The 17,801-nt window shown below is 70.7% G+C and carries 18 protein-coding genes; 3 read left to right on the plus strand and 15 right to left on the minus strand.

Features of this window, described 5'->3' with window-relative positions:
• Positions 1–95: 95 nt before the first annotated feature.
• A complete protein-coding gene (locus O9280_RS06805; RefSeq protein WP_297866804.1) occupies positions 96–278 on the minus strand; it encodes a 30S ribosomal protein THX in 183 nt (60 codons plus the stop codon).
• Positions 271–789, minus strand: a complete 519-nt coding sequence (locus O9280_RS06810) for a MerC domain-containing protein (RefSeq protein WP_298340468.1) — start codon at positions 787–789, stop codon at positions 271–273. The genes O9280_RS06805 and O9280_RS06810 overlap by 8 nt, the downstream gene beginning before the upstream one ends.
• A gap of 92 nt (positions 790–881) precedes the next feature.
• On the opposite strand from O9280_RS06810, the gene O9280_RS06815 reads away from it, so the two are divergent.
• Positions 882–2,942 carry a TonB-dependent receptor gene (locus O9280_RS06815; protein ID WP_298340470.1) on the plus strand — a complete coding sequence of 687 codons (2,061 nt, stop codon included), beginning with the start codon at positions 882–884 and terminating at the stop codon, positions 2,940–2,942.
• An 81-nt stretch (positions 2,943–3,023) separates the two neighbouring features.
• Here O9280_RS06815 and O9280_RS06820 read toward each other — a convergent pair whose 3' ends face one another.
• Genes O9280_RS06820 through gltX form a run of 3 tightly spaced genes read right to left on the minus strand, consistent with a single transcriptional unit; the run spans position 3,024 to position 6,272 of the window.
• The gene (locus O9280_RS06820; RefSeq protein ID WP_298340472.1) at positions 3,024–4,319 is read right to left on the minus strand and encodes a succinylglutamate desuccinylase/aspartoacylase family protein; all 1,296 of its coding nucleotides are present in this window, start codon (positions 4,317–4,319) and stop codon (positions 3,024–3,026) included.
• A gap of 5 nt (positions 4,320–4,324) precedes the next feature.
• Entirely contained in the window at positions 4,325–4,834 is a 510-nt protein-coding gene (locus O9280_RS06825; protein WP_298340474.1) for a transcriptional repressor, read from the minus strand.
• A gap of 28 nt (positions 4,835–4,862) precedes the next feature.
• On the minus strand, positions 4,863–6,272 hold the full coding sequence (gltX, locus tag O9280_RS06830) for a glutamate--tRNA ligase (protein ID WP_298340476.1): 1,410 nt from the start codon (positions 6,270–6,272) through the stop codon (positions 4,863–4,865).
• Between the two features lie 122 nt (positions 6,273–6,394).
• Here gltX and O9280_RS06835 point away from each other — a divergent pair, with 122 nt between their 5' ends.
• Positions 6,395–7,033 (plus strand): peptidylprolyl isomerase, encoded by a 639-nt coding sequence (locus O9280_RS06835; protein ID WP_298340479.1) that lies wholly within the window; start codon positions 6,395–6,397, stop codon positions 7,031–7,033.
• Complete coding sequence (locus O9280_RS06840) at positions 7,030–7,752, plus strand: UDP-2,3-diacylglucosamine diphosphatase (protein ID WP_298340481.1); 723 nt, start codon at positions 7,030–7,032, stop codon at positions 7,750–7,752. Before O9280_RS06835 ends, O9280_RS06840 begins: the two co-directional genes overlap by 4 nt.
• Positions 7,753–7,780: 28 nt before the next feature.
• On the opposite strand, the gene O9280_RS06845 is transcribed toward O9280_RS06840, so the two are convergent.
• The 10 genes from O9280_RS06845 to folC all read right to left on the minus strand — a co-directional run bounded on the left by O9280_RS06845 (position 7,781) and on the right by folC (position 17,783).
• Positions 7,781–8,827, minus strand: a complete 1,047-nt coding sequence (locus tag O9280_RS06845; RefSeq protein WP_298340482.1) for a TOBE-like domain-containing protein — start codon at positions 8,825–8,827, stop codon at positions 7,781–7,783.
• An 11-nt stretch (positions 8,828–8,838) separates the two neighbouring features.
• Entirely contained in the window at positions 8,839–9,681 is an 843-nt protein-coding gene (gene cysW, locus O9280_RS06850; protein WP_298340484.1) for a sulfate ABC transporter permease subunit CysW, read from the minus strand.
• Positions 9,674–10,468, minus strand: coding sequence for a sulfate ABC transporter permease subunit CysT (cysT, locus tag O9280_RS06855; protein WP_298340487.1), 795 nt, complete (start codon positions 10,466–10,468; stop codon positions 9,674–9,676). Before cysT ends, cysW begins: the two co-directional genes overlap by 8 nt.
• 98 nt (positions 10,469–10,566) lie before the next feature.
• The gene (locus tag O9280_RS06860; RefSeq protein ID WP_298340489.1) at positions 10,567–11,619 is read right to left on the minus strand and encodes a sulfate ABC transporter substrate-binding protein; all 1,053 of its coding nucleotides are present in this window, start codon (positions 11,617–11,619) and stop codon (positions 10,567–10,569) included.
• A gap of 100 nt (positions 11,620–11,719) precedes the next feature.
• Entirely contained in the window at positions 11,720–12,094 is a 375-nt protein-coding gene (locus tag O9280_RS06865; protein WP_298340492.1) for an XVIPCD domain-containing protein, read from the minus strand.
• A 180-nt stretch (positions 12,095–12,274) separates the two neighbouring features.
• Positions 12,275–13,114, minus strand: coding sequence for a ferritin-like domain-containing protein (locus O9280_RS06870; RefSeq protein ID WP_298340493.1), 840 nt, complete (start codon positions 13,112–13,114; stop codon positions 12,275–12,277).
• Between the two features lie 42 nt (positions 13,115–13,156).
• On the minus strand, positions 13,157–14,620 hold the full coding sequence (gene purF / locus O9280_RS06875; RefSeq protein WP_298340495.1) for an amidophosphoribosyltransferase: 1,464 nt from the start codon (positions 14,618–14,620) through the stop codon (positions 13,157–13,159).
• A complete protein-coding gene (locus O9280_RS06880) occupies positions 14,621–15,412 on the minus strand; it encodes a CvpA family protein (RefSeq protein WP_298340497.1) in 792 nt (263 codons plus the stop codon). It lies immediately after the preceding gene.
• Complete coding sequence (locus O9280_RS06885) at positions 15,409–16,455, minus strand: SPOR domain-containing protein (RefSeq protein WP_298340499.1); 1,047 nt, start codon at positions 16,453–16,455, stop codon at positions 15,409–15,411. Before O9280_RS06885 ends, O9280_RS06880 begins: the two co-directional genes overlap by 4 nt.
• A gap of 77 nt (positions 16,456–16,532) precedes the next feature.
• Positions 16,533–17,783 (minus strand): bifunctional tetrahydrofolate synthase/dihydrofolate synthase, encoded by a 1,251-nt coding sequence (folC, locus tag O9280_RS06890; RefSeq protein WP_298340501.1) that lies wholly within the window; start codon positions 17,781–17,783, stop codon positions 16,533–16,535.
• Positions 17,784–17,801 lie beyond the last annotated feature (18 nt).

Genomic DNA, 17,801 nt, shown 5'->3' on the forward strand with positions numbered 1-17,801 from the left:
CAACGCAAACGCCCCGCGCGAGGCGGGGCGTTCGTGGCGGCTCCTGAGTGGCAGGCGCCGCGTTGGGTCGGGAGCGGACGCCCGACCCGGAGCGATCAGGCCGAAGCCTTCTTGGCCGGGGCCTTCTTGGCCGGAGCCTTCTTCGCGGCCGGCGCCTTGGCCGGGGCCGCCTTCACGGCCGTCGTGCCGGCCTTGACGACCGACTGGTGCGGACGGGCGTTGCCATAGGACGCGTTGTAGCGCTTGCCCTTGGCGGTCTTGCGGTCACCCTTACCCATGGGACACTCCTGAATGCTTGTGGGGTTGATCGGAAAGGGGCGGGAGTGTAGCACCAGCGTCATGGGCATGCGCATGGGTCTCACAGGAGGCCTCGGCCGCCTGCCCGTGCGCGAGACGCAGGTTCAGCAGGTGCGCCACCGCCACGAGCGTCCCCGCCGTCGTCATCGTCACCGCGTGCAGCAGGGCATGGTCGTGGATGGCCGGGACGAAGCGCTCCGCGAACAGGATCGCCAGCCCGGTGAGCAGCAGCGGCCAGGCAAAGAAGCGGCCGTGCGCGCGAAGACTGTGGCCCACGGACAGCACGGCGAACACGGTGGTGAAGGCCAGGAAGAAGCCCTCGAACGCGTGCGAAGCGAGGAACTCGAGGCCGAGTGCGGGGAGAAACGCCATGGCCAGCGGCAGGACGGCGCAGTGCACCGCGCACAAAGTGGCCGCCGTCGCGCCGAGCCGGTCGTACCAGCGCCCGCGCGCTTCCGCGGACGGGTTCGTAGCAGGGAGGGAGCGCGGCATGACTTCCGGGACGGGTTGAGCTTGAGACGCAATACTATAACATCAGGGGTTAAACCCCCGTTTCACCACCCCACTCCACCCGGATGCCGTTCATGACCCGATCGCTTGTGCGTTCCGCCCTAGCCCTGTCCGTCGCTGCCGCGCTTGCCGCACCGGCTTTCGCCGCCGACGCGTCCCATCCGCATGCCACGCAGGCCGCACGCGAGGAAGCCCGCAAGCTCGACGAGGTGAAGGTCACCGCCAGCCCGCTCGACACCGCGCTCGACGAACTCGCGCGTCCGGTCGACGTCCTCGCCGGCGTCGCCCTCGACGACCGGCGCACCGGCACGCTGGGCGAAACGGTTGCCTCCCTGCCGGGCGTGCAGAGCAGCCACTTCGGCCCCGGCGTCGGCCGCCCGATCATCCGCGGCCTCGACGGTGCGCGCGTCTCGGTGCTGGCGAACGGCCTGTCCACGCTGGATGTTTCCACCGTCAGCGTCGACCACGCGGTCTCCGTCGAGCCCTTCCTCGCCGACAGCATCGAAGTGCTGAAGGGCCCGGCCAACCTGTTCTTCGGCAACGGCGCCATCGGTGGCGCGGTCAACGTCGTCGACAACCGCATACCGACCGAGCGCAGCGAGCGCTTCGTTTCCGGCCGCGCAGAGCTGCGCACGGGCACGGGCAACGACGAGAAGGCCGGCCTGGTCCGCCTTGATGGCGGCAGCGGCAACTGGGCCTGGCACATCGACGGCCTGCTGCGCGACACCGCCGACATCGACGTGCCGGACTACGTCTACTCCGCCGACTACCGCGCCGAGGAAATCGCCGAAGGTGAGGACCCGGCCGATTTCGAGCGCGGCACGCTGGAGAACTCGGCCACGAACAGCCGCTCGCTGGCCGGTGGCTTCGCCTACCTCGGTGACCGCTTCTTCTTCGGCGGCGCGCTGTCCAACTACGGTACCGACTACGGCATCCCGGGCGGCCACGCCCACGGCGGCGAGGAAGAAGGCGGCGTCCGCATCGAACTCGACCAGGACCGTTCGGACGTGCGCTTCGGCGTGAACGACCTCGGCCCGCTGAAGCAGGTCGCCGTGCACGCCACGTTCAACGAGTACGAGCACGTCGAGTTCGAAGGCGCCGAGATCGGCACGCGCTTCATCAACGAAGCCAGCGAAGCCCGCCTCGAAGCCGTGCAGAACGAGATCTGGGGCTGGAATGGCGCCGTCGGCCTGCAGTACGGGGACCGCGATTTCGAAGCCATCGGCGACGAGGCCTTCGTGCCGGCCAGCACCAGCCGCGACCGCGGCGTGTTCGTGATGCAGGAGCGCGAGTTCGGCGCCTTCAAGCTCGAGCTTGGCGCGCGCCACGACCGCATCGACGTCGGGATGGTCGACGGGCTCGTCGAGCGTGATTTCGACACCAACAGCGGCTCGATCGGCCTGCGCTGGGCCCCGGCCGACCTGTGGCACCTGACCCTGAACCTCGACCGCGCCGAGCGCGCCCCGGGCGCCGAGGAGCTGTTCGCCGAAGGCACGCACGTCGCGACCTCGACCTACGAGATCGGCGACCCGTTCCTCGACACCGAGACGGCCGACCGCGCCGAGCTCGGCGTGCACCTGCACGGCGATCGCTTCGAAGGCCGCGCCGCGATCTACCAGACGCGCTTCGACGACTTCATCTACCTCGCCGACACCGGCCTCGAGATCGATGACCTGCCCGTGCGCGTTTGGACGCAGGCGGACGCCGAGTTCCGCGGCTGGGAGATCGAAGGCACGGCCACGCTGGCCGAAGCCGCGAACGGCACCTGGACGCTGCGCGGCTTCGCCGACGGCGTGAGCGCTGAACTGGATGCCGGCGGCAACCTGCCGCGCATCGCCCCGGGCCGCTTCGGCCTCGACCTCGGCTGGAGCCTCGACGCGTGGCGCGCCGGCCTCGGTGCCGTGCGCTACCGCTCGCAGGACGACGTGGCTGACGGCGAGACGGCGACGGACGGCTTCACCCTGGTCAATGCGCAGGTCGCCTACCACTGGGACACGCAGACCTTCGGCTGGGAAGCCTACCTGCAGGGCAGCAACCTCACCGACGAGGAAGCCCGCCTGCACACGTCCTTCCTGAAGGACGTGGCGCCGCTGATGGGCCGCAACTTCAGCGCCGGCCTCCGCGTGTTCTTCTGATCCAAACCGCGGTGGTGAAACGGAAAACCCCGCTCCGGCGGGGTTTTTCTTTGCTCATCCCGCTGTGGACACGCGAGCGCCCTACTCCTCGCGCTCTTCCTCGGAGCCGGACTCGGCGTCCGGGCGTTCGGACGGGTCCTCGTCCATGTCCTCGGCTTCGGGCTGCCGGCGCGCGAGCGCCTCGGCAGCATCGACCACCGCCTGCTGCTCGCTGCTGAGCTTGCCGATGTGGAAGGCGGCATAGCCCGGCAACACCTGCTGGTTCAGCGACATGCCAAGGATGCGCCCGGGGAACGGCGCGAGGATCTCACTGCGGCGGCTGGTGATCGGATCGACGACGTAGCCCAGCGACTGGCCCGGCTTCACCGTCTGGCCGAGCTGCACCTCGCCGAAGAGAAAACCACCGGCATTGGTGCGGACCCAGCTCGAATCCTGGTAGATCGGCGTGGCGTCGCCGTCCTGGCCGGCGTGGGCCTCCGATTCCAGCATGTCCATGCGGTGCATCAGCGCACGGATGGCATCGGCCGCGGGCGCGATGTGCTCTTCCTCGAGGAAGTGCGGCGCGCCGACCTCGAAGGTCACGGCCGGAATGCCGGTGCCGACGGCCGCGAGGCGCAGCATGCCGCGCGTGCCCGGGCTGTGCAGCACGAGGGTGTTGCCGAAGCCGCGAGTGAACTCCAGCACCTCGGGGTTGGTGAGGTCGGCGCGGATCTGCGGCAGGTTGCTGCGTTGGAACGAGCCGGTGTGGAAATCGACCAACGAGTCGCAGCGCCGCACGATGTCGTTGAAGAACCCGTGCGCCAGCCGCGAGGCGATGCTGCCGCTGCGCGTGCCCGGGAAGTGCCGGTTGAGGTCGCGGCGGTCGGGCAGGTAGCGGTTGTTCCGGGTGAAGCCGAAGACGTTGACGATCGGCGCCACCACGAGGGTGCCGTTGAGCCGGGTGGCGTCCACCTCATCGCCGATCCGGCGCGCGACCTCGATGCCGTTCAACTCGTCGCCGTGGATGCCGGCGATGAGGCACAGCACCGGGCCCGGCTTGGCGCCGTGCAGGACCGTGATCGGACTGGGCAGCTCGCCGCGGCCGATGCCGTCCGGCGGGCGCCAGGACAGGCGCTGGCGCGTGCCGGGCAGCACGAAGCGGTCGAGCATCTGGAACGGCGTGATCAGCTCGCCGGTGGCTTCGTCGTCCGGCGAGGTGGGCGCGGCGATCAGCCGCGGCGGCGCGGGGCCGACCGGCGTGGCGGCGCGCGGCGCTTCGGCGGGGAAATCCTGCGGCGTGGCCGCCAAGGGCGTCGCGCCCGCGAGGGCAGCCAGAGCAGCCAGGAGGGCCGTGCACAGGCGGGATCGCGAGCCGGTGCCGGCCGAGCGGCGGGCCACGGGCCTCATGCCGCGCCCTCGCCGGCGCAGCGTGCGCACACGCCGAGCACTTCGAGGTAGGACGAGGCCGGTTCGAAGCGCTGCGCGCGGGCCAGCGCGTCGAGCTGCGCGGCCAACGTCTCGTCCTCGAGCTCCTGCGCGCTCTCGCAGGCTTTGCAGATGAGGATCGGCACGACGTGCCCAGCCAGCGGGTGGTGGCAGGCGAGGAAGGCGTTGATCGAGACGAGCCGATGGATGAAGCCGTTCTCGAGCAGGAAATCCAGCGCGCGATAGACCGTCGGCGGCGCCGAGGCGCCCGGGCCACCGCGCATGCGCTCCAGCAGGTCATAGGCCTTCACCGGCTTGCCGGCCTCGGCGATCTGCTTCAGGGCCTCGGCGCGGATCGGCGTGAGGTTCAGGCCGCGCTCGCGGCAGGCCTTCTCCACCGCGCGGACGAACTCGCCCGCCCCGTGCGTGTGCAGTTCGGGGTGGGCGCAAACGTGGTCGGCGTGGGCGTGCGGTCGTTCCGTGGCCATGGGCGACAGCCTAGCGCGAAGCCCGCGGTCAGGGCGCGCGGTCGGCGATCTTCTGCAGCGCGGCGTCGATGCGCTTCAGCGCCTCGTCGCGGCCCGCGAGGTAGACGGTGTGGTCGATCGACGGCGACACCTGGGTGCCGGTGATGGCCACGCGCAGGGGCTGGGCCAGCTTGCCCATGCCGATGCCGAGCGCCGCCACGGTGTCGGCGAGGCTCTGCTGCACGGCGGCAGGCGACCACTCGGACTGCGCGGCGATGCGCGTGCGGACGTCGGCCAGCGGCGCAGCGGCGCCCTCGACGAGGTGCTTGTCGACGGCGGCGCTGTCGTACTCGGCCAGCGGCGCGTACCAGATGCGAGCGCGCTCGGCCATTTCCTTCAGGGTCTTGCAGCGCTCGGCCAGCGCGACGACGACCTCGGTCGTCTTCGGGCCGCGGGTCGGGTCCATGCCCTGATCGCGCAGGTGCCATTCAAGGTGCACGGCGGTCGCGGCCGGGTCGTCGGTCTTGAAGTAGTGCTGGTTCAGCCAGTCGAGCTTGTCGCGGTCGAAGCGCGAGGCGCTGTGGTTCACGTCCTCGACGCGGAACAGGCGGACCATGTCGGCGATCGAGAAGATCTCCTGGTCGCCGTAGCTCCAGCCGAGGCGCACGAGGTAGTTGAGCAGCGCGTGCGGCAGATAGCCGTCGTCGCGCCACTGCATCACGCTCACCGCGCCGTGGCGCTTCGAGAGCTTGGTGCCGTCGGGCCCGAGGATCATCGGCAGGTGGGCGAAACGCGGAGGCTTGGCGCCCAGGGCCTCGTAGATGTTGATCTGGCGCGGGGTGTTGTTGACGTGGTCGTCGCCGCGGATCACGTCGGTGATCTGCATGTCGAGATCGTCGACCACGACCGCGAAGTTGTAGGTCGGGAAGCCGTCCGAACGCTCGATCACCAGATCGTCGAGTTCGGTGTTGGCCCACTCGATGCGGCCCTTCACGGCATCGTGGAAGACCACGCTGCCGCCTTCCGGGTTGCGGAAGCGGATGACGCGGTTCGGGTCGTCGCGGTAGGGCGCGTTCTCGGTGCGGTACTTGCCCGAATAGCGCGGCTTGATGCCGGCCGCCATGGCGGCGTCGCGCGCGGCCTGGATCTCGTCCTTCGTCTCGTAGGCGTAATAGGCCTTGCCGGCCTGCACCAGCTCCGAGGCCACCTGGCGGTACCGCTCAAGGCGGTGGGTCTGGTAGATCGGGCCCTCGTCCGGGTTCAGGCCCAGCCAGGCCATGCCGTCGAGGATCGCCTGCACCGCTTCCGGCGTGCTGCGCTCCTGGTCGGTGTCCTCGACGCGCAGCACGAACTGGCCGCCGCGGCTGCGCGACTCCAGCCAGCAGTACAGCGCGGTGCGGGCGCCGCCGATGTGCAGGTAACCGGTGGGGCTGGGCGCGAAACGGGTGCGACAGGTCATGGGTGCGGCCGGGTCGGAAACGGGAACGCGCCGGCGGGGGGCCGGCGCGAGGGGCGCTAGTGTACGTCGAGTGGCGGGCCCCATAATCCCCACATCCCCGTCTTCACACCCAAGGCCGATCCATGCGCCTGATGCTTGCCGCCCTGCTGCTGGCCGCCCTGCCCGCCTTCACCCTGGCCGTGCCGGCCGCCGCGCCGACGCCTCCCGCGCCGACCGCGCCGACCGCGCCGACCGTCCCGATGGAGCGGGTGGCCCTCGAAACCAGCGCCGGGCGCATCGTGCTCGAACTCGACCCGGGCAAGGCCCCGCTGACGGTCGCGAACTTCCTGTCCTACGTGGAATCGGGCCACTACAACGGCACGATTTTCCACCGCGTGGTGCCCAACCTGCTGGTGCAGGGCGGGGCCTACACCCCCGACCTCCAGCCCAAGCCGGAGCGCGCCCCGGTCTCGCTGGAAGCCAGCAACGGCCTCAGCAACCTGCGCGGCACCATCGCGGCCGCCCGGCGCCCCGACACGCGAGATTCGGCCACGGCGCAGTTCTTCATCAACGTCGTCGACAACCCCCAGTTCGACCCGGTGGACCCGGCCAACGACATCGGGGCGGGCTACGCCGTCTTCGGACGCGTCGTCGAGGGCATGGACGTGGTGGACGCGATGCGCAAGGCCGAGACCGGCGCACAGGGCCCCTTCCCGTCGCGCGTACCGAACCAGGCCATCGTCATCGAGCGTGCCTTGCGCCTGCCCGGTACGGCGCAATGACGACGCTGTTCCTGTCCGACCTGCATCTCGACGAATCGCGGCCGGACACGACGACGCAGTTCGAGGCGTTCTGCGCCGGCGAGGCCCGCGAGGCCGAGGCGGTCTACCTGCTTGGCGACCTGTTCGAAGCCTTCCTCGGCGACGACGACGATGGCGAGATCGCGAACCGCGTGGCGGCGGCGACGCGCGCCCTGCATGACGCGGGCGTGCCCGTGGCCTTCATGCGCGGCAACCGCGATTTCCTCGTCGGTTCCGACTACGCGGCACGCGCCGGCTGGACCCTGCTCCCCGATCCGGCGGTCATCCTGCTGGACGGCGAACCGACGCTGCTGATGCACGGCGACCTGCTCTGCCTCGACGACGTGGCCTACCAGGGCTTCCGCCGGCAAGTGCGTGATCCGGCCTGGCAGCAGGGCTTCCTCGCCCAACCTCTGGCCGCACGTCGCGCCTTCGCCGCACAGGCCCGCGCCGCCAGCGCCGCGGCGCAATCCGGTCGCGATGAGAGCATCGGCGATGTCACGCCCGCCGAAGTCGAACGCGTCATGGCCTTCTACGGCGTGCGGCGCCTGATCCACGGCCACACGCATCGGCCCGCGATGCATTCGGTGAACCTGCCGGACGGCCGGACCGGCCAACGCATCGTGCTGGGCGACTGGTACGACCAGGGCTCGGTGCTGCGCGTCGATGCGGATGGGTTCGCGCTGAGCCGGCCGGCCTGATCGGGCCCGCCGCAGAAAGCACGCGGTCTCAGCCCGCGAAGGCGACGCCGCCGATCGGCTGCAGGCGCACGTGTTGCCCACGCGAGGGCAGCGGCTGCGCCGCGTCGAGGTCGACTTCGATCACGCCACCCTGCCCGGCGACGCTGAGCTCCACGGTGTTGCGCGCGCCGATGCGGCGCAGGCCACGCACTTCGGCGGGGAGGCCGTCGCCCTCGCCCACCACGCGCAACTCGTAGGGCCGGAGGTGCAAGCCGGCGGGCCCGAGCGCACCGCCGATGCGGCGAGCCACCGGGACGACGGCATCGATGCCGGGAACGCGGAAACCCTCGGCCACCAGCTCGCCGTCGATGCGCCCGCCGCGGCCGATGAAGTCGAACACGAAGCGGCTCCGCGGGTGGCGATACACCTCGTCCGGCGTGCCGACCTGTTCGATGCGCCCGGCGTTGAAGACCACCACGCGGTCCGCCAGCTCCAGCGCTTCTTCCTGGTCGTGGGTGACGAACAGCGTGGTGTGACCGGTGTCGTCGTGCACCTGGCGCAACCAGCGGCGCAGTTCCACGCGGACCTTGGCATCGAGCGCGCCGAAGGGCTCGTCGAGCAGCAGCAGGCGCGGCTGGATGGCCAGCGCGCGCGCCAGGGCCACGCGCTGCCGCTGGCCGCCGCTGAGCTGCTCCGGGTAACGGCCGCCATAGCCGCCGAGCTGCATGCGCTCCAGCAGCTCCTCGACGCGCCGCGCGATCTCGGCCTTCGACGGCCGCTCGCCGCGCGGCTGGCTTTCCGGCCCGAAGGCGATGTTCTCGGCGACGGTGAGGTGCTTGAACAGCGCGTAGTGCTGGAACACAAAGCCGACGCGGCGCTCGCGCAGGCTGAGCGAGGTCGCGTCGAGATCGCCGAACAGGATGCGGCCGGCGTCGACCGGCAACAGGCCGGCGATGGCCCGCAGCAGGGTCGTCTTGCCCGAGCCCGAGGGCCCGAGCAGCGCGATCAGTTCGCCGCTGTTGACGGCGAGGTCGACGTGGTCCAGGGCGACGGTGCTGGCGAAGCGCTTCGACAGGCCTTCGAGCGTGAGTTGCATGGGATGTCTCCTCAGTGCCGCGCGCCGGCGGCGAGCGCGTCGCCATGGCGGTGTTCGAGCCAGGCCTTCGCCACGAGCGTGACGAGGGCCAGCAGGGTGAGCAGGGACGCGACCGCGAAGGCCGCCTGGAACTGGAACTCGCCGTGCAGGATCTCGACCTGCAGCGGCAGCGTGTTGGTAAGGCCGCGGATGTGGCCGGACACCACCGACACCGCGCCGAACTCGCCCATCGCGCGGGCGTTGCACAGCAGCACGCCGTAGAGCAGCGCCCACTTGATGTTCGGCAGGGTGACCCGCCAGAACAGGCGGAACCCGCCGGCGCCGAGCGAGGCCGCGGCCTCCTCCTCGTCTCGGCCCTGCGACTGCATCAGCGGAATCAACTCGCGGGCGACGAAGGGAAAGGTGACGAACACCGTCGCGAGCACGATGCCGGGCGTCGCGAACAGGATCGGGATGTCGTGCGCCTGCAAACACGCGCCGAACCAGCCATGCGCGCCGAACAGCAACACCAGCACGAGGCCGGAAACGACCGGCGAGATCGCGAACGGCAGGTCGATCAGGGCCAGCAGCAGGCGCTTACCGCGGAACTCGAACTTCGTCACCGCCCAGGCAGTGGCCAGGCCGAAGACCGCGTTCAAGGGCACAGCGATGGCGGCGACGGTGAGCGTGAGCGCGATGGCGGCGCGGGTGTCGGGTTCATCGACGGCCGCCCACCAGGCCTGCACGCCCTGCGCGAACGCCTCCACCATCACGACAGCCAGTGGCAACAACACCAGGGCCGCCATCAGGCCGACGGCCAGCACGATCAGCAGCACGCGCAGCCACAGCGGTTCTTCGAGGGTACGATCAGCCATGGCGGGTCTTCCGCTGCAGCAGGCCCAGGGCCAGCAGGGTCAGGAAGCTGATGGCGAGCATCAGCGTGGCGATGCCGGTAGCGCCGGCGTAGTCGTACTCCTCGAGGCGGATCACGATCAGCAGCGGCGCGATCTCGGAGACGAAGGGAATGTTGCCGGCGATGAAGATCACCGAGCCGTACTCACCCAATCCGCGCGCGAAAGCGAGGCTGAAGCCGGTGAGGATGGCCGGCCGCAGTGGCGGGAACACCACCCGCCGCAGGATGGTCCAGCGCGACGCCCCCAGCGTGGCCGCGGCTTCCTCGAATTCCCGGGTGGCGGTTTCGAGGATGGGCTGCAGCGTGCGCACGGCGAACGGCAGGCCGATGAACACCAGGGCCAGCACGATGCCCGCCGGGCGCTGGGCGATGGTGATGCCCTGCGGTTCGAGGTAAGCCCCGACCCAACCCGTGCCGGAGTAGAGCGCGGTCAGCGCGATGCCGGCCACGGCCGTGGGCAGGGCGAACGGCAGGTCGACCATCGCATCGATCAGCCTTCGGCCCGGAAAGGGATAGCGCACCAGCACCCAAGCGATCAGCGTGCCGACGACGGACGCGATGCCGGCGGCGAGGAAGGCCGTCGAGAAGCTCAACCACAGCGCCTGCTGCACGCGCTCGCTCTGCAACAGCTGCCACCAGCCCTCGACGCCGAGATCGACGCTGCGCAACACCAGCGCCGACAACGGCAACAGGATCACCGCACCCAGCCAGGCCAGCGAGAGGCCCAGCGTGAGGCCGAATCCCGGCACCGGATCTCGCCAACGCGGGCGCGACGCCTTCCCACCGCCGGCGGCTGCCGGCGACAAAGCTTCCAATGGCGTTCGTTCGATCACGGCGCTCATCGGACTCAACGCGCGCCGGGCTGGAAGATCTGGTCGAACACGCCGCCCTCGGCGAAGTGCGTGCGCTGCGCCTGCGCCCAGCCGCCGAAGTGGGCGATATCGACGAGTTCGATCGGCTTGAAGGGCGCGAGCAGTGCCGCATCGAGCCCCTCGCGGCGCGACGGGCGGAAATGGTGCTTGGCGGCCAGCGCCTGCCCGGTCGGCGTGTACAGGAATTCGAGGTAGGCCTGCGCCACCGCGCGGGTGCCGCGGGCATCGACGTTGCGATCAACCAAGGCCACCGGCGGCTCGGCGTGGATCGACAACGAAGGCACGACCAGTTCGTACTGGTCGCCGCCGGGCTGTGCGAGCACCAGCAGGGCCTCGTTCTCCCAAGCCACCAGCACGTCGCCGATGCGCCGCTGCACGAAGGTCGTGGCCGAACCCCGCGCACCGGTGTCGAGCAGGGGCGCGTTGCGATAGATCGAACCGACGAAGGCCCGCACTTGCGCCTCGTCATTGCCATAGGCGCGCTCGGCCCACGCCCAGGCGGCGAGGTAGTTCCAGCGCGCGCCGCCCGAGGTCTTCGGGTTCGGTGTCACCACCGCCACGCCGGGCTTGGCGAGATCGCCCCAGTCGCGGATGCCCTTCGGATTGCCCTTGCGGACGAGGAACACGATCGTCGAGGTGTAGGGCGAGCTGTTGTGCGGCAGACGCGACTGCCAGTCCACCGGCAATGCCGCTGAATGCGTTGCGATGCCGTCGATGTCGCCCGAGAGCGCCAGCGTGACCACGTCGGCACGAAGCCCGTCGATCACCGAGCGCGCCTGCTTGGCTGAGCCTCCGTGCGAGGTCTGGACGCGAAGCTCTTCCCCGGTCGTCGCTTTCCACTGGGCGGCGAAGGCGGCGTTGACGTCCTGGTAGAACTCGCGGGTCGGGTCGTAGCTCGCGTTCAACAACTCGACGGTCCCGGTCGCCGCGGGAATGCCGTCGGCCGAGGGCTCCCGGTGGCAACCCGGCAAGAGCCCGGCCACGAGAGCCACCAACGGAAGGAATCGGGTGAAGGTCCGGACATGCATGCCCGACATTGCAATCCACGCCGCTCCACCCGCGGAAACGCCGGCGGGGCATGTGCTTATGCCACAGCGCGAACCGTCGGGCCGATTTCCGCCGAAATCGTCAGCGACGGCGGCCGCCCACGGCATCGAGGCTGCGGGCGCGCGCCGCATGGGCGAGGAACTGCGCGCGGCCAACATAGGCGCGCAGCGCGGATGGATCGTCGAGCGCGCCCTGTACCGCGTGGAACGCCGAAAGATCGGCGTTGCCGAGCAGGTGGTCGATGCCCTTCAGCCCATGCGCCTGAGCTTCATCGGCGATGGCCTGCGCGGTGGCGCGCAGTTCCTCCAGGGATTCGAAACGCTCGGGCGGCAGGCCGCGCAGGCGGTCCGCGGCGGCATCGAACAGCGTGTCGTTGAGTCGACGAAGGGTGTCGGCATCGCCGCCCCCCGAGGATTGAGTCGTGGCGGCGAAAAGGTCGGCGGCATCGAAGCGCATCGGAACGCTCGCTCTGGCAGGGGGGTGATCGCAGGCTAGCGCGCGTGCACGCCGGCGCCCATCGTCCTCGCGCCGGATTTGACTATTCCTGTGTGCGTTCCTGAACCTTGTTGTGATTGCTGCGAGTTCGACGGCGACGACCGCCACACGTGGGTGTTTGGCGTCGCGCCCTCAAGGCCTTCAACCCGGCGCCAGTTCACCGCGTTCGATCGCCGCGATTTCCTCGTCGTCGAAACCCGCGCGTCGGCGCGCCTCCCAGTTGAAGGGGCCCTGCACCGCGCGGCTGGCATGCGCGCGCACGAACCCTGCGAACGTCGGCCACGGCTTCAGGCCGTCGCGTTCGCACAGCCAACGGAACCAGCGCGAGCCCGCCGCCACGTGGGCCACCTCCTCGCGCAGGATCACCTCCAGCACGGCGATGCTCTCGGCATCGCCGACATCGCGCAGGCGCTCGATCAGCCCCGGCGTGACATCCAGGCCGCGCGCCTCCAGCACGCGCGGTACCAGGGCCATACGCGCGAGGGCGCTGTCGGCGGTCTTCTCGGCCATTTCCCACAGACCGTTGTGCGCATCGAAATCACCGTAGGCGTGGCTGAGTTCGGCGAGTCGCGCGGCCAGCAACTGGAAATGCCGCGCCTCGTCGTCGGCGGTGCGGACGAAATCGGCGGCGAATTCCGCAGCCACGTCGGCCGGGAAATCCCGGAACCGGTAGACCGAATCCCACGCGAGGTCGACGGCGTTGAGCTCGATGTGCGCGATGGCGTGCAGGAACGCGGCACGGCCGGCGATGCTGCCGAGCCCGCGCTTCGGCAGGTGCTTCGGATGCACCAGCCGCGGCCGCTCGGGACGACCGGGGAAACGGATCGGTTCCGGCGGTGGCGCATCGGCTTCGGGCGGCAACGCGCCGGCGAAGAAGGCCGCCGCGTAGGCGCGGGTCTTGGCGCACTTGGCCTGCGGGTCGGCGGTGGCGAGGCAGGCGGCCGCCGCGGCATAGAGGCCGGACGCCGAAGCGGTCGGCATGGCATCGAGCACCGGCGTCACATCCCTGCTCCGCCGACGCGATCAGCCACGCGCGGCCTTGGCCGCGTCGCTGCGCTCACCCTTCAGCGCGTCGAAGTAGCCCTCGGCCACGCCGGTGACGTAATCACCGGAGAAGCAGGAGGTGTCGAAGCTGGCGATGCGGTTCTTCGGGCCGGAGACGGCCGTCTCGAGGTCCGGCAGGTCCTGGTAGATCAGCCAATCGCTGCCGAGGTGGCGCTGGATCTCTTCCTCGGTGCGGCCATGGGCCACCAGCTCCTCGGCGGCCGGCATGTCGATGCCGTAGATGTTCGGGTGCCGCACCGGCGGCGCGGCGGAGGCAAGGTAGACCTTCTTGGCCCCGGCCTCGCGCGCCATCTGCACGATCTGCTGGCTGGTGGTGCCGCGCACGATGGAGTCGTCGACGAGCAGCACCACGCGGTTGCGGAACTCCAGCGGGATCGGGTTCAACTTGCGGCGCACCGACTTCGTGCGCAGCTCCTGCCCCGGCATGATGAAGGTGCGGCCGACGTAGCGGTTCTTGACGAAGCCCTCGCGGTACTTCACGCCGATGACGTTGGCGATTTCCAGCGCGGCGTCGCGCGAGGAATCGGGGATCGGGATGACGGTGTCGATGTCGTGGTCCGGGCGCAGGCGCAGGATCTTCTCGCCGAGCTTCTGGCCCATGCGCATGCGCGCCTTGTGCACCGAGACGTTGTCGATCATCGAGTCCGGCCGCGCGAAGTAGACGAACTCGAAGATGCAGGGCGCGAAGCGGCCCGGTTCGGCGACGACCTCGGCGTGCAGCTGGCCGTCGGCGGTGACCACGATCGCCTCGCCCGGCTTCACGTCGCGCACCAGCTTGAAGCCCAGCAGGTCGAGCGCGACCGACTCGGAGGCAACGGCGTACTCGTCGCCTTCAGGCGTCTCGCGCTTGCCGAGCACCAGCGGGCGGATGCCGTTCGGATCGCGGAAGGCGACGAGGCCAAGGCCCAGCACCAGCGAGACGATGGCGTAGCCGCCCTTGCAGCGACGGTGCACGGCCCCAACGGCCGCGAGCGCCGAAGCCGGCGTCAGGGCGCCGCGCTCGGCCAGCTCGTGGGCCAGCACGTGCATCAGCACTTCGGAATCGGACTCGGTGTTGACGTGGCGGCGGTCCTGCTCGAACACCTCGCGGCGCAGGGCCTCGGTGTTGATGAGGTTGCCGTTGTGGGCCAGCGCGATGCCCCAAGGCGCGCCGGTGTAGAACGGCTGCGCCTCGTCGGAGCCGGCCGAGCCGGCGGTCGGGTAACGGCAATGGCCAATGCCCATGCGCCCGGTGAGCTCGCGCACGCCGTCGTTCGCGAACACATCGCTGACGAGGCCCGTGCCCTTGTGCAGGCGGAAACGCGAACCGTCGACGGTCGCGATGCCGGCGGCGTCCTGGCCACGGTGCTGGAGCACGGTCAGGCCGTCGTACAAACGCGCCGCGACGTCGCTACGGCCGACGATGCCGATGATTCCGCACATTCAGTTGGACTCCGGGTTCGGATGCTGGGTGTTGGCGGGGTCGCCCGATGGCGCATCGAGCGCCGAAGCGCCCACGCGCGCGGGGTCGGTCGCAGCCGGGGCGGCCAACCCAGCCTGCGAGGCCCACTGGCGAAGCATGGGATTGCCTTCCTGCGGCATCACGCCGAGCCACTGCGCGGCGTGGGCGATGTCGAGACCGGCGATCGGCGGCAACGCGCTGGCGGAAGCGCCGCCCGACGCGTCGGCAGCGTCCGACATGGCGGCATGGCCGTCGCTGGCCATCGACGGCAGCGCATTCAGGGCCGGGGCGGCAAAGGCCACGAGTTCGGAACCGTCGGGCAACTGCGCGACGATCCAGCCGGCGGGCACGGTGAACACCGGCATCAGCGCGGACTCGCGCCAGAGCGTGGCCCGCGACCACGGGGTGAACGACACCAGCAGCACCACGGCGAGCACGATGGCGTAGCCGCGCGCCGCGCCGAAGGCGAAGCCCAGCATCCGGTCGGTGCCGGAGAGCCCGGCCCCATGCAGCAGGGTGCGCAACAGCCACACGGCGATGTTCCCGACCACCACGACGAGGGCGAAGGTCGCGCCGTATCCCGCCAGGGCGCGCAGCAACGGGGTTTCGATACCGGTGAATTCAGCCGCGGCGACATCGCCGAAAGCGACGGTGAGCCAGAGCGCCGCCACCCAGACCAGCAGCGACAGCACTTCGGTCAACATGCCCCGGATCGCGCCGAGAACTGCCGAGAGCCCGATGACGACGAGGATGGCGGTGTCGAGGCCGGTCACGGGTGCGGAACGACGATCCCGGACACGCCGAGCTTGCCGGCGGCGTCCGACTTGATGCGTTCCGCTTCGGCACGGTCGGCCGCGGGCCCGAGGCGCACGCGCCAGAGGGCGCCGTTGGCGGTGGGCACGCGCTGTTCGAACGCGGCGAATCCGGCCGCACGGGCGCGGGCCACGAGCGCCTGCGCATCGCCCTGGCTGGCGAAAGCGCCCAGCTGCACGGCGAAGCCGCTGGCACTCACGGTGGCGCGCGGGGCCTCCGCGGCGGGACGCGGCGCGGTGGCAGCTGCCTGCGGTGCCGGCGCTGGCGCGGCGTCGCCGGTGGCGACGGCAGCGGAACCGGAAATAGCGGCCGTGCGCACGCGGGCAGCTTCGGCAGCGGCGCGGTTGGCGAACGGGCCCACCTTCACGCGGGTCGCGGACTGGCCGTTGACCTGCGTGGCTTCGGTGTAAGCCGGCAGGCTGGAAGACTTCAGCCGGGCGACCAGCGCATCCGCATTGGCGCGGTTGCCGAAGGTGCCGGCCGTGACGCTGTAGTCGCCCGCGGCCACGGCGGCCGGCGCCACGGGCGCAGGGGGCGGGGCGACCGGGGCGACCGGGGCGACCGGGGCGGGCGGCGCCGGTGCGACGGGTGCCGCAGCAGGCGTTGCGACCGTCGGGGCCGGGGCCGGCGTCGGCAAGCCAGTGGCGGCGTCGACCGGCACCGCGGTAGTGGCGTCGACCGGCACCGCGGTGGCGGCGTCGAGGGCATCGACACGAGGCGCGACGTTGGCCGTCGCATCGACGGTGGCGAGCGCGTTCGGGTCGGCCGGATCGGCGGCCGTCACGCCTTCGGCCACCGGGGTCGGCGCCGCGACCGGTGGGCCCAGCGGGATTTCGCGGGTGACGAATTCGCCGTCCGGCGCGTCCGGCACGGTGATCGGCACTTCGGCCGCATCGGCGGCGCCTTTCGACTCGGGGCCGATGACGATCATCGGGATGAAGATCACCGCCAGTGCACCGAGCACCAGCGCACCGATGAGGCGCTGCTTGACCTTGACGTCCATCGAGGTTCCGAACGGAGGGGACACGGAATTATAGGCGGTCACCCCGCTGCCGCCCCAGCTAGACCGCGGGCCGGGGTTCAGGCAAGGGCGCCCGCCAGCGCGGCCACGGTGTGGAAACTGCCGAAGACGAGGACCCGCCCGCCCTCACCTGCCGCGTCGCGCGCCGCCGAGAGTGCGTGATCGAGGGCCCCGTGGGTGTGGACCGTCGTCGCTCCGCCCGCACGGACACGAGCTTCGAGCGCCGCGACCGGCAGGCCCCGCGAGCCGGCGTCGGTGATCGGGCCAAGGTGCCAGGCGGCGATGTGCGGCAGCAGTGCGGCCACGACGCCTTCGATGTCCTTGTCGCCGAGCGCCGAGAACACCGCCATCGTCGGCTTCGGGTTCGCCGCCAGCCACGCGGCGAGCTGGCGCGCACCCTGCGGGTTGTGGGCGACGTCCGCGACGACCTCGGGCGATTCGCCGATCACTTGCAGGCGACCCCGCACACGCGCCTCCGCCACGCCATGGGCGAAGGCCTCGTCGGGTATCGCCAGCGGCGACGCGCGCAGGGCGGCGACCGCAGCGGCGGCGTTGTCGACCTGCACGGGCGCCGCCAGCGCCGGGTACGGCAGGTCGAGCTGGAAGCCCGGCTCGCGCCACACCCAATGGTCGTCGAAGCGGTCGACGAGGTAGTCGCTGTGGCCGCGGATGGCGATGGTGCCCAGCGCGTAGGCACGGCGCAGCACGCTGCTGGGCGGGTCCTTCTCGCCGAACACGGCGATCTTACCGGCGCGCAGGATGCCGGCCTTTTCCGCACCGATGCTCTCGCGGTCGGGGCCGAGGTAGTCCATGTGGTCGAGGTCGACGGTGGTGATCACCGCCACGTCGGCGTCGACGAGGTTCGTCGCGTCGAGGCGGCCGCCCAGTCCCACTTCGAGAATCGCAAGGTCGAGCCCGGCGCGCTCGAAGAGGTCGAAGGCAGCCAGCGTGGCGTACTCGAAGTAGGTGATCGGCGTGTCGCCGCGGGCGGCGTCGATACGCTCGAAGGCCCCGACGATCGCGTCGTCGGCCGCGTCGACGCCATCGATGCGGATCCGTTCGTTGAAGCGCCAAAGGTGCGGCGAGGTGTAGGTGCCGACGCGCAGGCCGGCCGCACGGGCGATGGCTTCGAGGAAGGCCACCGTGCTGCCCTTGCCATTGGTGCCGCCGACGGTGACCACGACCGGTGCGGGCTTCGGCGCAAGGCGCATGGCCCCGGCCACAGCGCGCACCCGTTCGAGGCCCATGGCGATGGCCTGCGGGTGCTGCTGCTGGATGCGGAGAAGCCAGTCGGAAAGCGGAAGCGGCATGGGTTCACGGGAGCGGAG

The organism is Silanimonas sp., from assembly GCF_027531545.1.
GTDB lineage: Bacteria > Pseudomonadota > Gammaproteobacteria > Xanthomonadales > Xanthomonadaceae > Silanimonas.